The sequence below is a fragment of the Streptomyces sp. NPDC033136 genome (assembly GCF_055578235.1).
Map to the genome: position 1 here is coordinate 151,517 of NZ_JBVIPD010000017.1, position 20,454 is coordinate 171,970.

Annotated in this window: 13 protein-coding genes; 1 reads left to right on the forward strand and 12 read right to left on the reverse strand. The window is 73.4% G+C overall.

Features of this window, described 5'->3' with window-relative positions; all coding sequences use genetic code 11:
- Positions 1–241: 241 nt before the first annotated feature.
- The 11 genes from ACZ5TL_RS27845 to ACZ5TL_RS27895 all read right to left on the reverse strand — a co-directional run bounded on the left by ACZ5TL_RS27845 (position 242) and on the right by ACZ5TL_RS27895 (position 17,240).
- Positions 242–1,630, reverse strand: a complete 1,389-nt coding sequence (locus tag ACZ5TL_RS27845) for a sulfate adenylyltransferase subunit 1 (RefSeq protein ID WP_468593170.1) — start codon at positions 1,628–1,630, stop codon at positions 242–244.
- Positions 1,630–2,583 carry a sulfate adenylyltransferase subunit CysD gene (gene cysD, locus ACZ5TL_RS27850; protein WP_468593171.1) on the reverse strand — a complete coding sequence of 318 codons (954 nt, stop codon included), beginning with the start codon at positions 2,581–2,583 and terminating at the stop codon, positions 1,630–1,632. The genes ACZ5TL_RS27845 and cysD overlap by 1 nt, the downstream gene beginning before the upstream one ends.
- Complete coding sequence (cysC, locus tag ACZ5TL_RS27855) at positions 2,583–3,206, reverse strand: adenylyl-sulfate kinase (protein ID WP_468593172.1); 624 nt, start codon at positions 3,204–3,206, stop codon at positions 2,583–2,585. Before cysC ends, cysD begins: the two co-directional genes overlap by 1 nt.
- Positions 3,207–3,249: 43 nt before the next feature.
- On the reverse strand, positions 3,250–7,836 hold the full coding sequence (locus ACZ5TL_RS27860) for a non-ribosomal peptide synthetase (protein ID WP_468593173.1): 4,587 nt from the start codon (positions 7,834–7,836) through the stop codon (positions 3,250–3,252).
- A 38-nt stretch (positions 7,837–7,874) separates the two neighbouring features.
- The gene (locus ACZ5TL_RS27865; RefSeq protein WP_468593174.1) at positions 7,875–11,258 is read right to left on the reverse strand and encodes an amino acid adenylation domain-containing protein; all 3,384 of its coding nucleotides are present in this window, start codon (positions 11,256–11,258) and stop codon (positions 7,875–7,877) included.
- Positions 11,259–11,273: 15 nt separating this feature from the next.
- Entirely contained in the window at positions 11,274–12,110 is an 837-nt protein-coding gene (locus tag ACZ5TL_RS27870; protein WP_468593175.1) for a thioesterase II family protein, read from the reverse strand.
- 15 nt (positions 12,111–12,125) lie between these two features.
- On the reverse strand, positions 12,126–12,536 hold the full coding sequence (locus ACZ5TL_RS27875) for a VOC family protein (protein WP_468593176.1): 411 nt from the start codon (positions 12,534–12,536) through the stop codon (positions 12,126–12,128).
- Positions 12,533–13,297: a sulfotransferase-like domain-containing protein gene (locus ACZ5TL_RS27880; RefSeq protein WP_468593177.1), complete on the reverse strand. Its 765-nt coding sequence runs from the start codon at positions 13,295–13,297 to the stop codon at positions 12,533–12,535. The genes ACZ5TL_RS27875 and ACZ5TL_RS27880 overlap by 4 nt, the downstream gene beginning before the upstream one ends.
- A complete protein-coding gene (locus tag ACZ5TL_RS27885) occupies positions 13,294–14,544 on the reverse strand; it encodes an MFS transporter (RefSeq protein WP_468593178.1) in 1,251 nt (416 codons plus the stop codon). Before ACZ5TL_RS27885 ends, ACZ5TL_RS27880 begins: the two co-directional genes overlap by 4 nt.
- A 91-nt stretch (positions 14,545–14,635) precedes the next feature.
- Complete coding sequence (locus ACZ5TL_RS27890; protein ID WP_468593179.1) at positions 14,636–16,972, reverse strand: AAA family ATPase; 2,337 nt, start codon at positions 16,970–16,972, stop codon at positions 14,636–14,638.
- A gap of 49 nt (positions 16,973–17,021) precedes the next feature.
- A complete protein-coding gene (locus ACZ5TL_RS27895; protein WP_468593181.1) occupies positions 17,022–17,240 on the reverse strand; it encodes an MbtH family protein in 219 nt (72 codons plus the stop codon).
- A gap of 266 nt (positions 17,241–17,506) precedes the next feature.
- Here ACZ5TL_RS27895 and ACZ5TL_RS27900 point away from each other — a divergent pair, with 266 nt between their 5' ends.
- Positions 17,507–19,930, forward strand: a complete 2,424-nt coding sequence (locus ACZ5TL_RS27900) for a M20/M25/M40 family metallo-hydrolase (protein ID WP_468593182.1) — start codon at positions 17,507–17,509, stop codon at positions 19,928–19,930.
- Between the two features lie 98 nt (positions 19,931–20,028).
- Here ACZ5TL_RS27900 and ACZ5TL_RS27905 read toward each other — a convergent pair.
- On the reverse strand, positions 20,029–20,454 hold a 426-nt coding region (locus ACZ5TL_RS27905), incomplete at its 5' end, for a phosphopantetheine-binding protein (RefSeq protein ID WP_468593183.1).

A 20,454-nucleotide genomic window follows, 5' to 3' on the forward strand; every position in this document is an offset into this window, starting at 1 on the left:
GATCCACCGCCGGGCCGCTTGCCGGGGACGGGTGTGCCCATGGCTGCTCCAGGAGACCTGGTGACCCTTGCCGAGCTTCTCGACTCTTGCCACGACCTGCACGCTCCCTCGGTTCCGGCCCCCCGATGGACGATGTTCCTCACTGTTCCGTGCCTCGGGGCTCGGCGCATTCCGACGAAGGGGGGCGGACGGCTGTGGCCCTGTCCGTGCCCCGGGCAGGGCGCGGGCAGGGCGCGGGATCTCAGCCGGTGAAGGGGCCCTCCTCCCCCGCCATCCCGGCGGCCAGCGTGCTGCCGTCCGCCGGATCGATCAGGAGGAACGAGCCGGTGCGGCGCGAGGCGGCGTACGCGTCGAGCGCGACCGGGTCCGCGGTGCGCAGCACCACCCGGCCGATGTCGTTCGCCGACAGTGATTCCGGCCGGGGGCTGCGGCTGAGGTCGGCCAGGGTCAGCGAGGACGGGATGTCCTTGACGATCGCCTTCACGGTGCGGGTGGTGTGTTTCAGGAGCACCCGCTGCCCCACCGTGAGCGGCCGGTCCGCGAGGTGGCAGACGGTCGCCTCGACGTCCTGGGTGACCGCGGGCGCGCAGGCGGTCGGCGCGATCAGGTCGCCGCGCGAGATGTCGATGTCGTCGGCGAGCAGCAGGGTCACCGACTGCGGGGCGCGCGCGCTCGCGGCCGGCTCGCCGAGCACGTCGACGCCGGTGATGGTGCTGGTCCGCCCGGCGGGCAGCACCGTGACCTGTTCGCCGACCCGCAGCACCCCCGACACGATCTGCCCCGCGTAGCCGCGGTAGTCGCGGTGTTCGGCGCTCTGCGGGCGCACCACGTACTGGACCGGGAAGCGGGCGGGAGCCTCGGTGACACGACTGCCCACGGCGACCGTCTCCAGGTGCTCAAGGACGGTGGTGCCCGCGTACCAGCCCATGTGCGCGGAGGGGTCCACCACGTTGTCGCCGAGCAGCGCGGAGACCGGAATCGCGGTCACGTCGTGGATGCCGAGCGACGCAGCGTACGCGGTGAACTGGTCGGCGATGGACGCGAACACCTTCTCCTCGAAGCCGACCAGGTCCATCTTGTTGACGGCGAGCACCACCTGCGGCACGCGCAGCAGCGCGGCGACGGCGGCGTGCCTGCGGGTCTGCTCGACGATGCCGTTGCGCGCGTCCACCAGGATGACCGCCAGTTCGGCGGTGGACGCTCCGGTGACCATGTTCCGGGTGTACTGCACGTGCCCCGGGGTGTCGGCGAGGATGAACCGGCGCCGGGCGGTGGCGAAGTAGCGGTAGGCGACGTCGATGGTGATGCCCTGCTCGCGCTCGGCCCGCAGGCCGTCGGTGAGCAGCGCCAGGTCGGGCGTCTCCTGGCCGCGGCCGAGCGAGACGCGCTCCACGGCCTCCAGTTGGTCGGTGAGGACCGACTTGGAGTCGTGCAGGAGGCGGCCCACGAGGGTGGACTTGCCGTCGTCGACGGAACCGGCCGTGGCGAGGCGCAGAGTGTCCACGGCGCAAACGGCGGACGCGGTCTGCGGCGCGGGCACGGCGGACGCGGTCTGCGGCGCGGGCACGGCGGACGCGGTCTGCGGCGCGGGCACGGCGTCGGTGGCGGTCATCAGGTCGATCGTGGTCATCAGAAGTACCCCTCGCGCTTGCGGTCTTCCATGGCGGCCTCGGACATCTTGTCGTCGGCCCTCGTCGCGCCGCGCTCGGTCAGCCGCGACGCGGCGATCTCGGCGATGACGGCGTCCAGCGTGGCGGCGCCGGAATCGACGGCACCGGTGCAGGACATGTCACCGACGGTGCGGTAGCGGACCAGGCGACGCTCGACCGGCTCGTCCTCCGCCGGCCCGCCCCAGTCGCCGGCGGTCAGCCACATGCCCGAGCGCCGGAACACGTCCCGCTCGTGCGCGAAGTAGATCTGCGGAAGGTCGATGCCCTCGCGGGCGACGTACTGCCACACGTCCAGCTCGGTCCAGTTGGACAGCGGAAAGACCCGGACGTGCTCCCCGGGGGCGTGGCGGCCGTTGTACAGCTGCCACAGCTCGGGACGCTGGCGGCGCGGGTCCCACTGCGAGAACTCGTCCCGCAGCGAGAACACCCGCTCCTTGGCGCGGGCCTTCTCCTCGTCCCGGCGTCCGCCGCCGAAGACCGCGTCGAACCTCTCGCTCTGGATCCTCTCGGTGAGCGGCACCGTCTGGAGCGGATTCCGCGTCCCGTCGAGGCGTTCGCGCAGCTTGCCCGCGTCGATGTACTCCTGCACCGACGCGACGTGCAGCCGCATCCCGGAGCGGAGGACCGCGCGGTCGCGGAAATCGAGCACCTCGGGGAAGTTGTGCCCGGTGTCCACGTGCAGCAGGCAGAACGGCACCGCGGCCGGGGCGAACGCCTTACGCGCCAGGTGCAGCATGACGATGGAGTCCTTGCCGCCGGAGAAGAGGATCACCGGCCGCTCGAACTCCCCCGCCACCTCGCGGAAGATGTGCACCGCCTCGGACTCCAGGTCGTCGAGGTGGGTCAGCGGTGCGGGCGCGGTCGCCGCCGGCCTGGCCGCCGGGGCGGTGGTCAGCGTGGTCGTCACGGTCATCACACCAGCCCCCTGTCCGCCAGCAACGCCCAGACCGCGTCCACGGACTCCCGTTCACTTCGTCGGTGGGTGTCGAGGCGCAGCTCGGGGCTCTCGGGCGTCTCGTACGGGTCGTCGACGCCGGTCAGGCCGGTCAGTTCGCCCGCCGCCTGCCGGGCGTACAGGCCCTTGCCGTCACGGGCGCCGCACACCTCGACCGGCGTGGCCACGTGCACCTCCAGGTAGGCGGCACCGCGGGCGGTGTGACGGGCCCGGACGGCGGCGCGGCTGTCGGCGTACGGCGCGATCGCCGGAACGAGTGTGATCACGCCGTTGGCGGCGAGCACCTCCGCCACCAGGCCGATCCTTCGTACGTTGGTGTCCCGGTCGGCGCGCGAGAAGCCGAGGTCCGCCGAGAGGAAGCGGCGGACCTCGTCGCCGTCGAGGACCTCGACGCGGCGGCCCGCGGCGCGGAGCCGTTCGGCGAGGAGCCCCGCGACGGTGCTCTTGCCCGCGCTGGGCAGGCCGGTCAGCCAGACGGTGGCGCCACACGTGCAGTGGCAGGGGGTCGCCGCCGTGGGGGCGGCCGTCCGGGGCGGAGGCAGGGGTGAGGGGGCGGTGTCGGCCCGTGCCGTGGTCGTCATGGTCACAGTGGTGCTCACTCTCCTGGTGGGTCCGGCCCGGTTCTCAGGCCGTCGCCTCGGTGCGGTCGGGGGTGGCGGCGGGGGCCGGCCGGGTACCGCGGTAGCGGCTGCGGTCGGCACGGCGGACGGGGGCGCGGACGGCGGTCTGGCGGGTCGCCTCCTCGTCGATGTGGGCGGCGAGTGCCGCGACCGTCGGGTGCTGGAAGAAGGCGCCGAGGCGCACCCCGGTGCCGCACGCGTCGGCGAGCCGGGCGGTGACCCGGGTGGCGAGCAGCGAATGGCCGCCCAGTTCGAAGAAGTTGTCCAGGGCGCCGACCCGGGCCACCCCCAGGACGTCCGACCAGACCGTGACGACGGCCCGTTCGGTGGGGGTGCGCGGAGCGACGTAGACGGCGGTGGCGGCGTCGCGTCCGGCGCTGGGCGCGGGCAGCGCCTTGCGGTCGAGTTTGCCGTTGGCGCTCAGCGGCCAGGCGTCGAGGACCAGGAAGTGCCGCGGGACCATCGACTCGGGGAGCCTGTCCTGGAGGTGGGCGCGCAGTTCTGGCACGAGAGAACTGCGCCAGGCGGCCTCCATCGGGTTGTTGGAGAACACGGCCCAACCCCGGTCGGGTGCCCGCAGCGGCAGGTCGCGCACGGGACGCAGGGCGCGCCCCGCCGAGCGCGTGAGCAGTACGTCGAGGAAGCCGGGCCGCTCCGGGTGCAGTGCCGGCACCACCTCGTACCCGGCAGCGGACACCGCGGCGGCCAGCGCGGACGGGTCGAGCGCGGTGTCGCCCCGGGCGGCCTCCAGGTCGGCGGCGAGCCGCTGGTCCGCGACGGCCGGGATCAGCACGCTCTCGGGCCGTTCGGCGTCGAGGCGCGCCGCCAGCTCGGCCACGGGTGCGCAGGACCAGGTGACCGGTGTGTCGGCGGGGCGGCCTGCGGCGTGGTCGGGGCGGTCTGCCCCGTGCTCGTCGGCGCGGCGGGCGGCCGTGTGCTCGCCCGCGAGGTGCAGGACGGCGTCGTAGCGGTACTTGACCAGCTCGTTGCGGTGGTGGCCGCGCTTGGCGAGCAGGGACACGCCCTCGATCTCGGGGCGGTCACCCGCCAGTGCGGTGAAGAAGTGCGGATCGATGACGAGTTCGGCGTCCTGGGCGACCCGCTCGGCGACGGCCCGCCGGAACTCCTCGCCCTCCTCGTCGCCCTCGGACTCGGTCCGCTGGAGCGAGGCGTGGAAGGTGTCGAGCAGCGCGTGGTTGCGGACGTCGCCCACGATCACTGCGCCGCCGGGGCGTACCACGCGCAGGGCACGCGTGAGCACGTCGGCGAGGTAGTCGGCGTTGGGGAAGTACTGGGCGACCGAGTTGATGAGCACGACGTCGAAGCTGTCGTCGGCCACCCCGTCGAACTGCTCGGCCGAGCCGTGCACCAGCTCCACCTCGCCCGAGCCCGGCGGCAGCAGGTGCAGCTTGTCCGCCAGGTCCCGCACGGCGACCTCGGAGACGTCGACGGCGCGGTAGTGCTCGGTGTGCGGGGCGATGGGGAAAAGCAGCAGGCCGGTGCCGCAGCCGATCTCCAGGACCCGGCGGTGCGGCAGCGCGAGCACGCGGTCCACGATCGAGTCGACCCAGCCGTGCATCTCGTCCGCGCCGAGCGGCTGCCCGGTGTACGAGCTGATCCAGCCGGAGATGTCGAAGGTCGGGTCGGCGGTCTGCTGCTCGCCCGCCTGGTAGATCTGGTCGAAGACCTCGCTCCACCGATCCACCTGTGCGTCGTGCCCGGCGGCGACGGGCTTCGCGGGCTTGGTCAGGTAGGCGACCAGCTGGGGTGCGCCGTCCGCGTCGGGCGCTGTGGTGACGAGGGCCTGGCCGACCGCGGGGTGGTCGAGCAGTGCGGCCTCGACCTCGGCGGGTTCGATGCGCTGACCGCGGATCTTGATCTGGTGGTCGAGACGGCCGAGGTACTCCACCGCGCCTTCCGCCCTGCGGCGCACCAGGTCACCGGTTCGGTAGAGCCGCTCCCCCGCCTCGAAGGGGTCGGGCACGAAGCGGTCGGCCGTGAGCCCCGGGCGGCCGTGGTAGCCACGCGCCAACGGTACGCCGCCGATGTACAGTTCGCCCGCGACGCCGATCGGCTGCATGCGCAGGGCCGCGTCGAGGACGTGGATGCGGGCCCCGGTGATGGGCGTGCCGATCGGGACCCGGCCGGTGACCGGGGCGGTGACGGGGTGGGCCGTGACGTCGATGGACGCCTCGGTCGGCCCGTACAGGTTGTGCAGTTCGGCCTGCGGGAACAACGCGTGGAAGCGGGCGGCGACCTCCGGTGTCAGCTCCTCGCCGCTGCACACCACACGACGCAGGTCCGGCAGTGCGGTGCCCAGGGTCTCGGCGGTGTCGAGGAACACCTTGAGCATGGAGGGCACGAAGTGTGCGGTGGTGATGCCGGCGGCCGCGGTGGCCCGCGCGAGGTAGTCGGGGTCGCGCTGGCCGCCCGGGTCGGCGAGCACGATCCGGGCGCCGGTCAGCAGTGCCCAGGTCAGCTCCCACACCGATACGTCGAAGCCGATCGGCGTCTTGTGCAGCACCCGGTCGGTGTCGTCGAGCCGGTAGCGGTCCTGCATCCACAGCAGTCGGTTGGTGAGGGCGTGGTGGGAGTTGGCGGCACCCTTGGGGCGGCCGGTGGAGCCGGAGGTGAACAGGACGTACGCAGGGTTGCGGGGGTCGACGACGACGGCGGGGCGGGTGGTGGGCCGTCGTGCGAGGTCGTCGGCGAGGTCCTCGACCCGGACGACGTCCACGTCCACCGACGTGCCCGCAAGGACCGCGTCCGCCCCCGCCGACGTCAACACCAGCACCGGACGGCCGTCCTCGACCAGATGACCGATCCGCTCGGCCGGATACGACGGGTCCAGCGGCAGATACGCCGCCCCCGCCTTCAGCACACCCAACAACACCGGGACGAGATCCGGCCCACGCTCCAGACACACCCCCACCAGCGACTCGGCACCCACACCACGCTCCCGCAACCACCACGCGACCCGATTCGCCCGCACATCCAACTCGCCATACGAGTAAGACCAGTTGCCCGCATCACCCACACCATCGCCACACACCGCCACCGCCGCCGGATCTACGTCCACCCGGCACTCCACCAACTCGTGCAGCAACGCCGGAGCGAACGGGTCGACGCCGAGTCCACTGAATTCCCGTATGCGGTCGCCCTGTTCGTGGCCCATGACGTCCAGCAGGTCCACGGGCGCGTCGGGGTTCTCGACGGCCGCGGTCAGCAGGGCGATCACGCCCTCGACGAGGCGTTCGGCGGTGGACCGGTCGTACAGCTCCGAGGAGAACTCCAGGGCGCCGGCGAGCGAGCCGTCGGCGGCCGGCGTGAGCTCCAGCTCCAGGTCGAACTTGGCGGTGCCGGTGTGCTGCGGCACCACCTCGAACGTGACCTCGGGCAGCCGGACCTCAGGATAGGGCGTGTTGTGCAGCACCAGCATGTGGTTGACGAAGGGGATGCGGCCGGAGCTGTGCCGTTCGGGGCTCAGCTCCTGCACGACCCGCTCGAACGGCAGGTCCTGGTGGGCGAAGCCGTCGAGCGCGGACTGCCGGGCCCTGCGCACCGCCTCACGGAACGAGACACCGCCCCCCACGTCGACGCGCAACGCCAGGGTGTTCACGAAGAAGCCCACCAGCGGTTCGAGTTCGGTGCGGGTACGGCCCGCGACCGCGGTGCCGATCACCACGTCACCGCGGCCGGACCACCGTCCGACGACCGCCGAGAACCCGGCGAGCAGACCCATGAACAGGGTCGCCGACTCGTCCTCGACCAGCCGGGTGAGGCCCGCGACCACGGGGGCCGGCACCTCCACGCGCACGGAGTCGCCCGCGAAGGAGTCCAACGCGGGGCGCGGCCGGTCGCCGGGGACCTCGGGGGCGGTCGCCCCGTCGAGCTGTCCGCGCCAGTAGGCGAGCTGACGCTCCAGGCGGTCGCCGGACAGCCATTCGCGCTGCCAGAGGGCGAAGTCAGCGTACTGGACCGGCAGTTCGGGCAGTTCGTGCGGCCGGTCCGCGACCTTGGCCGCGTAGGTCTCGGCGAGTTCGTCGACGAGGACGCCGAGCGACCAGCCGTCCACCACTATGTGGTGGACGCACAGCACGAGCACCAACTCGGCGTCACCGAGCCGGATCAACGAGCCCCGCAACAGGGGGCCTGCGGCGAGGTCAAAGCCGCGCTCGTTCTCCTGCCGCACCCCCTCGCGCACGGCGTCGTCACCGCCGTCCCGGGCCTCGGTGACGGGCAGCGTCACGGGCGTCGCGGGTCGCACGATCTGGTGGACCGTGCCGTCGTCGGCCTGGCGGAACACGGTGCGCAGCACCTCGTGCCGGGCCACCACGTCACCGAGCGCGCCCTCCAGGGCCGTGACGTCCACGGCGCCGCGCAGCCGGACGAGGCCGGTCATCGCGTAGAGCGGCGAACCGGGCGTCATGCGGTCGAAGAAGTGCAGGCGCTCCTGCGCGTACGAGAGCGGGGCCGGGGCCGCCGGGTCGGGGCGGCGCTCGATGGCGCTCGACGTGCGGGCCACTCCCTGGCCGTCGAGGAGTTGGTCGAGGAGTTTCTGCTGTTCGGCGGAGAAGGGCGCGAGGGCCATCGGTGTCGTACCTCCAAAGTGGTGGAGCCGTGGGGTGGTCAGTCCTTGAGTTGCTGCGTGATCTCGTCCGCGGCGAGACGGCTGATCTGGACGACGAGGCCGGCGATCCGGTCGGCGTCGAGCCCCTCGCCCCGGGCGGCCTCGCGGACCACGGCGGCGAGCCGGCGGACGGTGGACACCCCGACGAAGGCCCGCAGCGGGACCTCGACGCGCAGCATCGTGGTGATGCGGGAGACCACCTGGGTGGCGAGCAGGGAGTGTCCGCCGAGGTCGTAAAAGTCGTCCTGGGCGCCGACCCGGTCGGCCTTCAGGACGTCGGCCCAGATCCCGGCGAGGACCTCTTCGAGCGCGTCGCGGGGCGGCTCGTAGGCGCGCACGGTGACAAGGCGTTCGCCCGGCGCGGTGGCCAGGGCCTTGAGGTCGACCTTGCCGTTGGCGAGGAGCGGGAAGGCCTCCAGGCGTACCAGGGAGCTGGGCAGCATGGCCGCGGGCAGCCGTTCGGCGAGGAAGCCGCGCAGTTCGGCCGCGTCCAGCGGGCCGGGGCCGGTGAGGTGGGCGACCAGCTGGGGTGCGCCGTCCGCGTCGGGTTCCGTGGTGACGAGGGCCTGGCCGACCGCGGGGTGGTCGAGCAGTGCGGCCTCGACCTCGGCGGGTTCGATGCGCTGACCGCGGATCTTGATCTGGTGGTCGAGGCGGCCGAGGTACTCCACGGTGCCGTCGTGCCGCCAGCGTGCCAGGTCGCCCGAGCGGTACAGCCGGCCGCCGGCCTCGTACGGGTCGGGCACGAAGCGGTCGGCCGTGAGCCCCGGGCGGCCGTGGTAGCCGCGCGCCAGCGGAACGCCGCCGACGCACAGTTCCCCGGGGACGCCGACCGGCTGTTCGCGCAGGGCGGCGTCCAGGACGTACACCCGGGAGCCCGGCACCGGACGCCCGATGGACACGCGGCCCGCGGGGACCGGGGCGGTGAGGTGGTGGGTGGTCGCGTCGATGGTGGTCTCGCTCGGCCCGTACATGTTGTGCAGCTCGGCGCCGGACAGCCTGCGCAGGAACTCCTCGGCCAGGTCCGGGGGCAGCTCCTCGCCGCCGCACAGCATGAGGCGCAGTCCGGCGGCGCGCTCGTCGAATCCGCCGTGGGCGAGCAGCGCACGCAGCATGGACGGCACGACGTCGCAGCAGCTGATCCGGGCCCGTTCGCACAGGTCGAGGAGATACCCCGGGTCGCGGTGGCCGCCGGGTGCCGCCATCACCACGCGGGCGCCCGTCATCAGCGGGACGAAGCACTCCCACAGGTGCGGGTCGAAGCCGAGGGGCGACTTGTGCAGGACGCGGTCGCCGGCGTGGAAGCGGTACTGGTCGACCATGCCCCGCAGCCGGTTGGTGAGGGCGTGGTGGTGCAGCAGCGCCCCCTTGGGGCGTCCTGTCGAGCCGGAGGTGTAGAGCATGCAGAGCGCGTTCAGGGGGTGCAGCGGGACGGCGGGGCGGGTGGTGGGCCGTCGTGCGAGGTCGTCGGCGAGGTCCTCGACCCGGACGACGTCCACGTCCACCGACGTGCCCGCAAGGACCGCGTCCGCCCCCGCCGACGTCAGCACCAGCACCGGACGGCCGTCCTCGACCAGATGACCGATCCGCTCGGCCGGATACGACGGGTCCAGCGGCAGATACGCCGCCCCCGCCTTCAGCACACCCAACAACACCGGGACGAGATCCGGCCCACGCTCCAGACACACCCCCACCAGCGACTCGGCACCCACACCACGCTCCCGCAACCACCACGCGACCCGATTCGCCCGCACATCCAACTCGCCATACGAGTAAGACCAGTTGCCCGCATCACCCACACCATCGCCACACACCGCCACCGCCGCCGGATCTACGTCCACCCGGCACTCCACCAACTCGTGCAGCAACGCCGGAGCGAACGGCGCGATGTCCCGGCCCCCGAAGGCGTGCAGCAGCGCGCGCTCCTGTGCGCCGACCGCGTCGAGGTGGGCCACCGGGGCGTCCGGGACGGTGACCGCGGCCTCCAGGAGCGCGACGACGCTCGCCGCCAGACGCCGGGCGGTCGCGCGGTCGTACAGCTCGGAGGAGAACTCCAGGGCGCCGCTCAGACCGCCGTCCGGGGTGGGCACCAATTCGACGCTCAGGTCCAACTGAGCGACGGAGCGCGCGAGTTCGACCACCTCGACGGTCAGGCCGCCCAGAGTGGGCGGCTGCATGGGGACGTTGCGCAGAGCGAGCATCACCTGGGCGACCGGGGGGTGGCTGCTGCCGCGTTCGACGCCGAGTTCCTGGACGACGCGCTCGAACGGCACCTCCTGGTGGGCGAAGCCGTCGAGCGCGGACTGCCGGGCCCTGCGCACCGCCTCACGGAACGAGACACCGCCCCCCACGTCGACGCGCAACGCCAGGGTGTTCACGAAGAAGCCAACCAGCGGTTCGAGTTCGGTGCGGGTACGGCCCGCGACCGGGGTGCCCACGACGACGTCGGACTGTCCTGCCCAGCGGCCCAGGACCGCCGAGAACCCGGCGAGCAGGCCCATGAACAGGGTCGCCGACTCGCCCTCCGCCAGCCGGGTCAGCCCTCCGACCAGGGCCGCGGACAGCTCCAGCGGCACCGAGTCCCCGGCGAAGGACTGCTCGGCGGCGCGCGGCCGGTCGCCCGGTACGTCGAGCACGGGGGCGCCGTCGAGGTGGCCTCGCCAGTACGTCAGCTGCTCCGCCGACTGCTCGCCCGACAGGCGTTCGCGCTGCCAGACGGCGAAGTCCGCGTACTGCACGGTGAGTTCGGGAAGCCGTGGGGCGCGGCGCTCGACGCAGGCGGCGTAGGACTCCGCGAGTTCACCGACCAGGACGCCGAGCGACCAGCCGTCCACCACGATGTGGTGCACGCACAGCACGAGCACCCACTCGGTCTCCGTGCGACGCAGCAGCGAGGCCCGCACCAGGGGCCCGGACGCGAGGTCGAAGGGGTGGGCGGTCTCGCCGCGCACCCGCTCCCAGAGCGCGTCGTCGGTCAGCCCCGGCGCGAGGTCGGTGACCGGCAGCGGCACCTGGCCCGCGGGCCGCACCACCTGCTGGATCAGGCCGTCCGTGTCCTCTCGGAACACGGTGCGCAGCACTTCGTGGCGCCGCACGAGGGTGCTGAGCGCCCCTTGCAGGGCCGCGGTGTCGACGGTGCCGCCGAGGCGCAGCACGATGGGCAGGACGTACGCCGTGGAGTCGGGCTCCAGCGCGTGCAGGTACCAGAGCCGCTCCTGGCCGGGTGAGGCGGGGAAGGTCTGTTCGCCGTCCGCGGTGCGCGCCTGGACGGGCACCGCCGGGTTCTTCGCGGCCTTGCGGCGGGCCAGTTCGAGCGTGAGGCGCGCCCGCTGCTGCGGGGTGAGCCCGGCCAGGGTGTCGGCGAGGGAGGCTTGGGGGTTCATCTGCTGCTCCTGGGCTCAGGCGCCGGGTGTGATGAGGGCGAGGTCGCGGGCGAGGCCGTCGAGGACGGGCCCGGGATGCTCGTGCAGGAAGAAGTGGCCGCCGGGAAAGATCCGGAGCCGACGGTCGCCCGCGATGTCCTGCGGCGACCACGGCCAGGCCTCCGCCTCGCCGACCAGCGGGTCGTCGGCGCCCACGTACACGCGCAGCGCACACTGCAGGGGTTCCTCGCGGCGGGCGCGGTGGCCGGAGAGGATCTCCAGGTCGGCGCGGAGCACCGGCAGGTAGAGGTCGAGGAACTCGGTGTTCTCGCGCAGTTGGGCCGGCAGGCTGCGGGAGTGGTCGAGCAGCGCGAACAGTTCCTCGTCCGAGGTGGCCGCGCCCCGCGCCCAGCGGGCGGGCGGCGGCGTCGACGGGGCGGGCGACGCGGCGGTGATCACCGCGTGCACCGGGTGGCCGCGGCGGTGCCGCAGCGAACGGGCGAGTTCCCAGCCGACGACCGCGCCCATGCTGTGGCCGAAGATCACCAGCGGCAGTTCGGGGAGGCCGTCCAGCGCCGTCTCGATGCCGCTGACGACATCGGCCATCCGCGTCAGCGGGCGCTCCCCGACGCGCGTGCCGTGGCCGGGCGGTTCGACAGCCACCACCTCGGTCCCCGCGGGCAGCCGCGGCGCCCACCGGCTGTAGACGTGCGCGGCGCCGCCGGCCGGCGGCAGGCACAGCAGACGCCGGCGGGTCCGGCCGCCGGAGTGCCAGGTCCGCAGCCAGGGCGAGCCGGCCACCGCACGGCGCTGCCCGGCCTGCGCCGACGGCGGGACGTGCCGCGCGGACGGCGGGATGAGTGAACCGCTCATGCCCGTTGCGCTCCTTTATTCCTCGAAGTGACCCGGGGCGAGGCTGCGCAGCACGCAGAACTCGTTGCCCTCGGGGTCGGCGAGCACCGTCCAGCTCGCTTCCTTGGCCGTGCCGATGTCGATGGGGCGGGCGCCGAGCGCGACGATGCGCTCGACCTCGGCCGCCTGGTCGCGGTCGATGGGGCAGACGTCCAGGTGCAGCCGGTTCTTGCGGATCTTGGTGGTGTGGTCGCAGGTGAAGACGATCTGCGGGGCGACCGGGGTACGGCGCAGTTCGTCGAGCGGGGCGAGTGCGGCGGGGCCGATCTCCACGAGGTCGCCGTCGCGGTCCTCGTGCACCGTGTAGTCGAGGACGGCGCACCAGAACGCGGCGAGCCGGCGCGGGTCCAGGCAGTCCACGGTGAGTTGTTCGAAGCGGCTGGTCACGCGGCGGCTCCTTGGTGGGCGCCGATGCGGTGGGCGCGCAGTTGCTCGTGGAAGGGAAGCTGGGCGGCGTGCAGGGCGGCCAGGCGCGGGTTGTTGTGCACGGTGTCCGCGTAGGTGCCCGAGCGGGCGTGGATGCCGGTGCTGGCCGCCGCGTCGCGGTGCCAGTCCTCGAAGACCTGCCATTCGCTGCGCTCACCGGGCTGCCAGCTGAGCGCGTTGGGCCGGTGCGGCAGTCCGGTGCACCGGCTGTACGCGGCCGCCGTACCCGCCGGGTCCGTCACCAGGTCGTCGGCGTCGACGACGGGCGGAACGGCTCCGGTGGCCTCCCGGACGGCCTCGAAGATCTCGTGGCAGAGGCCGAACCCCACCTGTTCCGCGGTGAGTTCGGGGTTACGGGCGTAGTGCGAGGCGATGGCCTCGGCGGGGTCGCGGATGATGAAGGTGTGCTGGATCTCGGTGGTGAACCGGGCGTCGGCGAGCAGTTCGGCGTACCGGACGTCGGTGGTGTCCTTGAAGTAGACCGGACGGCCGCCGGTCTCCGCGAGTTCGATGATCGCGTCGAGCAACGCGGTCTGGCCGCGCAGGACGCGGCCCTCGATCTCGTAACTTCCCTTGCTGAAGAGGACGTTGAAGGGCTCGTGCAGCACGGTCAGGTCGCCGCGCTCGATCATCATGCGCTCGAAGGCGGTCGAGCGGCAGCGCGGGGGGCTCCACATGGCGATCACGGCCGGGCCGGTGCGCGCGGCCTTGGGGGCGGTCATGAGGTTCCTTTCGGGGTGCGGGAGAGCATGGGGACGCTGAACGCCCAGGTCACGGCGAGGACGGCGGCGGCGAGGTAGAAGGGGGCCCGTAGACCGGCCAGGGAGGCGGTGGCACCGCCCGCGAGGGCGCCGAGCGGGGACATGCCGACCGCGACGAGCCGGTAGGAGCTGCCGACCCGGCCGAGCAGGTGGGCGGGGACGAGGACCTGGCGCAGGGAGGTGGTGACGATGGTGATGACGGCGAGCGCCATGCCGACGGTGCTCAGCACCCCGGCCGCGAACAACGGCTGCGAGGTGGCACCGGCGACGGCGAAGGAGAGCGGGGCGGTCCCGCAGGCGATGAGCACGGTCCGCTCGCGGCCCAGGCGGCGGGTCAGCAGCGGGGTGACGACGACGCCTACCACCCCGCCGACCGCGATGACGGCCATGAGCAGCCCGTAGCCGACGCTGTCGACGCCGAGCACGTCGTACGCGTACAGCACGGCCACCGAGACGACGGCGCTGAGCGCGAAGTTGAAGGCGCCGACGAGCGCGCACACCGTCCGCAGCGGCCGGTGGCGCCACAGCCAGCGGATTCCCTCTCCGGTGTCGGCGAGCAGCGAGGCCGTCGCGGTGCGGGCGGGCAGGGGCGGCACGCGCCCGGCGAGGCCCGCGATCAGGAGCGCGGACAGCACGAAGGTGGCCGTGTCGACGGCGTACGGGAAGGACGTGCCGGAGACGAGGAGGAGCGCGGCGAGCGGCGGCCCGGCCAGTTCCACGCAGAGCATCGCGACGCCCTGCAGCAGGCTGTTGGCCTTGTCGAGCACGGGTGCGGCGACCAGGCGGGGCAGCAGGGCGAGCGCCGCGCTGTCGCGCAGGGTCTCCATCACCCCCATCACCAGGGCGAACGCCACGAGCAGCGCGATGTGGCCGTGCCCGGTGAAGAGCGCGAGCGTGAACAGAGCGGCGATGCCGCCGCGCGAGACGTCGGACCAGAACATGACGCGCTGCTGGTCGTGCCGGTCCACGAAGGCCCCGGCGAAGGGCCCGGCGAGGACCCAGGGGAGCTGGCCCGCGAAGGTCACGAGGGACAGCAGCATCGGCTCGCGGGTGAACAGGGCCGCGGTCAACGGCAGTGCGGCGAGCCGCAGTCCGTCCCCCCAGGAGGTGACGAAGGTGGTGGTCCACAGTCGCCAGAAGGGTCCGCCGAGGCGGGCGGGGCCGGTCGCCGCCCCGGCCGTCAGCTCGGCCTCGGGCGCGGAGGTCACGGCGCCGTCCTTTCGCGCCGGGCGGCTCGGGCCGGCCGGGCTCCGCGGACGCCCTGGGCTCCCCTGCCCTGGTGGTGCGCCGGGTGCCGGCTCATGCGGCGGGCCTTGCGGTGGGCATCGGCTCCTGGCTGTCCAGGTGTGCGGCGCGGCCGACCATTGCGGCGACCTCCGCCCGTGAGCACACGCCCAGCTTCTTGAAGATGCGGGCGAGGTAGGTCTCCACGGTCTTCGGACTCAGTTCGAGGGTGCGGGCGATGCGCTGATTGGTGTGGCCCTGGCTGACCAGGACGGATATCTCCCGCTCGCGACCGCTCAGTCCGGGCAGCAGCGCCGCGGGCTCCGAGGGGACGGGGCCGGGCACGCCGTGCAGCAGGTCCAGCTCCTCGCGCAGCCCCGCGGTGAGCGCGAGCATGGGCGTGGCGCCGGTGTCCCGCGCGATGCGGTCGGCCTCGTCGGCGCAGGTGAGCGCCTCGGGGAAGTAGCCCAGGCGCATCCGCGCCTGGCCGAGACCGACGAGCAGCCGGGGCACCAGGTGCTGCTGGCCGAAGCGGCGGGCCAGCTCGACCGCCCGCTCCAGGTGGGTCTCGGCCGCGCGCGGCAGGCCGAGGAACAGCTCGGTCCCGGCCAGCCACTGGACGGCTTCCAGGTGGGCGGCGAGCGTCTCGTCGGGGAGCGAGTCGACCAGGGCGGCGGCCCGCTCGGCGTGCTCGGCGGCCATGGACGTACGCCCGAACTGCGCCTCGGTGGCGGCGAGGGCGGCCGGCGGGGACGGGTCGTGGGCGGCAGCGGCGGCGAGCGCGGTGAGAGCGGCCCGGTCGGCTCCGGTCCACGGGCCGCCGGCCTCCAGGACGAGTGCGGTCCTGGCGAGGCGGAGCGTGCAGCAGCCGGGCCGGGGCTCCTCGCTGTCGGCGGCGCAGTCGCCCGCGCACGGTGCGGGGTCGGGGAGCTCTTCGTCCAGCAGGTGGCGTGCGGCCTCCGGGCGGCCGAGGAGCCGGTGGGCCAGGGCCTGCGCGGCGACGGCCTCGGAGCGCCGCTCGGCGGGAAGGTCCCCGCCGGGGGCGAGGAGGCGCTGCAGGACGGCCGCACCCTCCTCGAACTCCCCGCTGTGCAGCAGCGCACGGCCGAGCACGCTCTGGGCGCGGGTCCGCAGCGCGGCGTCCGCGGTGACGGCGGGCCGCAGCGCGTGCCGGGCCCAGCGCACGGCCGCCGCGGGGTCGCGCGGAGCCGCGTCCTCGGCGGCGTCCACCAGGGCGCGTACGTCCTCGTCGTCGGCCACCTCAACCGCGTACAGGAGCTGTTGGGCACGGAGTTCGGCCGGGCCACGGTGGCAGCGCAGAGCGGCGGCGGCCCGGGCGTGGGCGCCGGAGCGCCAGCCGCGGCCCGCCGAGTGGTAGGCGACGGCCCGTACGACGGCGTCCCGGAAGCAGTAGTCGGGCCCCTCACCGACGGGCCGCACCAGGTCCTCGGCGAGCGCCTCGTCGAGTCCGGCGCTCGCGGCGCTCTCGTCGAGGCCGGCGACGGCGGCCGCGATGGCGAAGTCGAAGGCATCGCCGAGCACGGCGGCCGCGCCGACCATGGCCCGTCCGGAGGGGCCGAGCCCCTGGAAGTCGTCGAGCATGGCCGCGGCCACCCGGGCGGGCGGCTCGAGCGGGACGGCGAAGGGCGCCTGGGTGCCGGTCGCGGCGAGCGCGAGCAGCAGACCGGGGTTGCCGCCGCTGCGCCGCAGCAGGGTGAGCCGGGTGCGCTCGTCGACGCCCGGCGGTACGAGCGAGGTGAGCTCGGGGTCGTCAAGGGCGTACGGGACGAGTTCGACGCGGTGCGCGAAACCGCGAGCCGCGGCGTCGGCCAGCAGGGTGTGGGTGCGGTGGTCGAGCTGGCGTGGGCGGTGCGCGACCGCGATGAGCACCGGTCCGGCCGGCGGCCGCTCCAGCAGATAGCCGAGCAGGTCGAGCGAGTCCGCGTCGGCCCGGTGCAGATCGTCGAGGATCAGCAGCAGGCCGTGTCCGCCGGGGCTGCCGGGTGCCCCGGACTCACCCGGCTCACCGGCGAGTTCACGCAGCAGGCTGCGGATGGCCCGGCACTCGCGGTACAGGTCGCAGGAGGGGTGGTCGTGCGGCACGCCCTGGCTCATCGAGGGGAACAGGGCGGCGAGCCGCCCCTGCTCCTCGTCGCCGAGCCGGGCGCGCAGCTCCTCGCCCCGCGCGGTCACCAGGTCGTCCAGGGCGTCGAGGAACAGCCCGAACGGCGCCGAGTCCTGGAGCCGGCCCGGACGGCCACGGACGACGGACCATCCGCTGCTCGCGGCACGGCGGGCGAGTTCGTCCAGGCGGCGTGTTTTGCCGCTCCAGGCGTCCCCGGCGATCTCGAGCCCACGGGCGGATCCGCCCCGGGCCACTAGCTCATCGAGCAGTTGCTGCCAATCGGCCATCACAGCTCGTTCCCCCTCCTTGGTCGGTTGGGCGAGTCGCGGACGCGGGTCAGGCGGAGGCGGCCGGGGCGTCACCCATGGCACGGCGCAGGCTCAGGGGCCGCATGTCGGTCCAGTTCGAGTCGATCCAGGCCAGGCAGTCGTCCTTCGGGCCGGTCACCCCGACGCTCCGCCAGCCCTCCGGGACCTCGCGGCCGGTCGGCCACACCGAGTACTGCTCCTCGTCGTTGACGACGACCCAGTAGGTCTCAACAGCAGCATTGATCATTGTTTTTCTCCGGCTTCTGCATTCGGCGAGGAAGTTCAATACCGATGCAAAGCTAGCCACCGAACGAGGGCCCGCCAGAACGGCGGCCGGACTATGTCAATTCGCCCCGGGCAGACGCCCGGACTGTGTCAACTCGGCCAAACACCTTGTCAGATGGGCGCGACAAGGCGGCTTTGCCCTCTCGATAATTCCGGTGAAGTACGCGTTCCGAGCCGACCGCCCGAATTGCCGAAGATCCCGAGACACGGAGAGACTGGTGCTTCACCATGCCCAATTCCGGGGCGAGTTCCCCTGTTCCCGCACACGATCCCGCGCGTGTTTCCGCACACGACCGCGCCCGCACGGACGCACCGGCGAAGGCGCCGTCGAGAGCACGCTGGGCCGCGCTCGTGCTCCTCGCGCTGCTCGCATTGCTGACCGGTGCGTCCGTCTGGACGCTCCAGACGCCGGAGGCGAAGCCGGCCGACGCCTCGCCGACTGAGTTCTCGGCGACGCGCGCCCTGCGGGACGCGAAGGTGATCGGCAAGGAACCACGCCCGCTCGGCAGCCCCGCGGCGGCCTCGGCCCGCGACTACCTCATCCGGCGCCTCACCGGTCTCGGCGGCCAGGTCACCGCGAAGGCGCAGCCGGTCGCCCGCGACGAGGAGGGCACCGCCCTGGTGGCCGCGGTGACCAACATCCACGCCGTCTTCCCCGGCACGGCGGGCGACGACGCGGGCCACCTGCTCCTGATGGCCCACTACGACTCGGTGCCCGCCGGGCCCGGCGCGTCCGACAACGCCGCCAACGTGGCCACCGTACTCGAAGTGGTGCGGGCCCTGCGGGCGGACAGCGGGGCGGCCCGCAACACCGTGGACGTGCTGTTCACCGACGGCGAGGAGCCCGGACTGCTCGGCGCGCACGCCTTCGTGGCGGGCGGCACGCTCGACCCGGCGGACACCGTCGTCCTGAACCTGGAGGCGCGCGGTGTCTCCGGTCCTTCGATCATGTTCGAGTCGGGCCGCGACAACAGCGGCGCGCTGTCCGCGCTGAGCGCGGCCGACCGCCCCATCGCCACGTCACTCGCCGACGAGGTCTACACGTACCTGCCGAACGACACCGACTTCTCCGAGTTCAAGAAGGAGGGCTTCGGCGGCCTCAACTTCGCCTACGTGGACGGGTCCGCGCAGTACCACACGCCCGGCGACTCGGTCGCGAACCTCTCCGCGGAGAGCATCCAGAGCCAGGGCGACAACACCCTGGCCGCCGCCCGGGACCTGGCCGGCCGTGACCTCTCGACGTTGCGCGAGGGCGGCGACGACACGTACTTCACGGTCCTCGGCCTGCTCGTCCGCTACCCGCGCTCGCTGGCACTGCCGCTCGCCCTGCTCGCCGCGGCGGGTTACGCCGGCACCGTCTGGTACGCGGGCCGGCGCGGTCTGGCCCGTGGCGGCATCGGCCGTGCCGCGCTGACGTTCCCGCTCGCCCTGCTCGGCGCCGCCGTGATCGGCTTCGGCGGCTGGCAGCTGCTGTGCGCGATCCGGCCCGGGTACGCCGACCTGTCGATGGGCGACAGCTACCGGCCCGGATGGTTCCGCGCCGCGTTCCTGACCCTGACCGGGGCGGCCGTCCTTGCCTGGTACCTGCTGCTGCGCCGCAAGGTGACGGCGCCTCAACTGGCCCTGGGCGGCTGGGGATGGCTCACCGGACTCGGCCTGCTCACCGCGTTCCTGGCGCCGGGCGCCGGCTATCTGTTCACCTGGCCGGTCCTGCTGGGCTGTGCGGCCCTGCTGGTCGCACTGCGCACCACGCAACCCGGTGACGACTGGCGCACGGTGGCCGTGTCCGCGGCGGCCGTCGCCGCCGTGCCGCTGCTGCTCCCGGTGATCATGCTGGTCTTCCCGACGCTCGGCCTGTCCCTCGCGGTGGCACCGCTGATCGTGATGACGCTGCTCGTCACGGTGGCCGTACCGCTGCTCGGCCTGCTGCCGCGCCGCACCGCGCCGGTCACCGCGTGGCTGGCCCTGGCGGCCGGAGTCGCGCTGGTCCTCACCGGCGTACGCCTGGACACCTTCGACGCGGCCCACCCGCGCCACACCAGCCTGGCCTACGCGTGGGACGCCGACCGCGGCACGGGGCACTGGATCAGCTCCGACAACGCCCCGCCGAAGTGGACCCGCTCCCTCGCCGGATCCGAACGCACCGACATCCGGGCCAAGTTCCCCACCTTCCCGACCACGCTCCCCGGCGACCTCGCCACCCAGGCGCACATCGCGACGGCCGCTTCGGGCAGCGGCCCGGCCGCACCGGCCGTCACCGTGAAGTCCGCCGCCGGGGGCAAGGGCGGCGCACGCACGGTACGTCTGCACGTCAAGCCCGAGCCCGGCACGTCCTACGTGAGCCTGTTCGCCGACACCTCCGCGCACACCGTCACCGGAGCCGAGGTCATCGGCACCCACGTGAGGGGCGGCACCAACCGGCCGACGTCCGCGGGCCCGTGGAAGTGGGGCTTCGCCCTGTGGAGCCTCCCCGCCGACGGCTTCGACGTCACGGTGAAGGTCAAGGGCAAGGGCGAGATCCCGCTGCGCGTCACCGCGTACTCGCGCGGCCTCCCGAAGGCCGCGGGCTCCCTTCCGGAGGGCCTGACGTGGGGTACCTGGGGCGCCAACCTGACCGACGTCACAGCGGTGGGCCTGACCGTACGCGGCTGACTCCGCACCTCTCGTCGAACGGCCCCGGGTGTCCCGCACCCGGGGCCGTTCGACGTGTACCGACGGATACGAGGTGGTCCCCCGGGAGGGCGGGGCGGCTACAGCGTGGCCAGCGCGGCGAGCAGTTCGGCCTCGTCGACGTCGGAGAGCTGAAGCTCCTGCACGGCCTCCGCGAGCGCCTCGACCGTGGGCCGGCCGCTGATCATCCGCTCCAGCGGCAGCTCCACCCCGAAGGTGTCCCGCACCCGCGAGACGATCTGCACCGCGAGCAGCGAGTGACCGCCGAGCGCGTAGAAGTCGTCCCGCACCCCCACCGCCGCGGGCGCCCCGAGCACCTCGGTCCAGATCAGCGCGAGCTCCCGCTCCACCTCGTCCCGCGGCTCCACGTGCTCCGCACCCGCCGAGCCGGCGGCCTCGAAGTCCGCTACCGGTGGGGGGAGTTGGGTGGTGTTGGTCTTGCCGTTGGGGTGTTGGGGGAGGGTGGTGAGGTGGGTGAGGTAGGTGGGGATCATGGCGGGGGGGAG

Coding starts and splice junctions, on each gene's coding strand:
- ACZ5TL_RS27890 (WP_468593179.1), bottom strand. CDS start 16,972: ATGGCCGATTGGCAGCAACTGCTCGATGAGCTAGTGGCCCGGGGCGGA.
- ACZ5TL_RS27870 (WP_468593175.1), bottom strand. CDS start 12,110: ATGAGCGGTTCACTCATCCCGCCGTCCGCGCGGCACGTCCCGCCGTCG.
- cysC (WP_468593172.1), bottom strand. CDS start 3,206: ATGACGACCACGGCACGGGCCGACACCGCCCCCTCACCCCTGCCTCCG.
- ACZ5TL_RS27895 (WP_468593181.1), bottom strand. CDS start 17,240: ATGATCAATGCTGCTGTTGAGACCTACTGGGTCGTCGTCAACGACGAG.
- ACZ5TL_RS27900 (WP_468593182.1), top strand. CDS start 17,507: ATGCCCAATTCCGGGGCGAGTTCCCCTGTTCCCGCACACGATCCCGCG.
- ACZ5TL_RS27880 (WP_468593177.1), bottom strand. CDS start 13,297: ATGACCGCCCCCAAGGCCGCGCGCACCGGCCCGGCCGTGATCGCCATG.
- ACZ5TL_RS27865 (WP_468593174.1), bottom strand. CDS start 11,258: ATGAACCCCCAAGCCTCCCTCGCCGACACCCTGGCCGGGCTCACCCCG.
- ACZ5TL_RS27845 (WP_468593170.1), bottom strand. CDS start 1,630: ATGACCACGATCGACCTGATGACCGCCACCGACGCCGTGCCCGCGCCG.
- cysD (WP_468593171.1), bottom strand. CDS start 2,583: ATGACCGTGACGACCACGCTGACCACCGCCCCGGCGGCCAGGCCGGCG.
- ACZ5TL_RS27860 (WP_468593173.1), bottom strand. CDS start 7,836: ATGGCCCTCGCGCCCTTCTCCGCCGAACAGCAGAAACTCCTCGACCAA.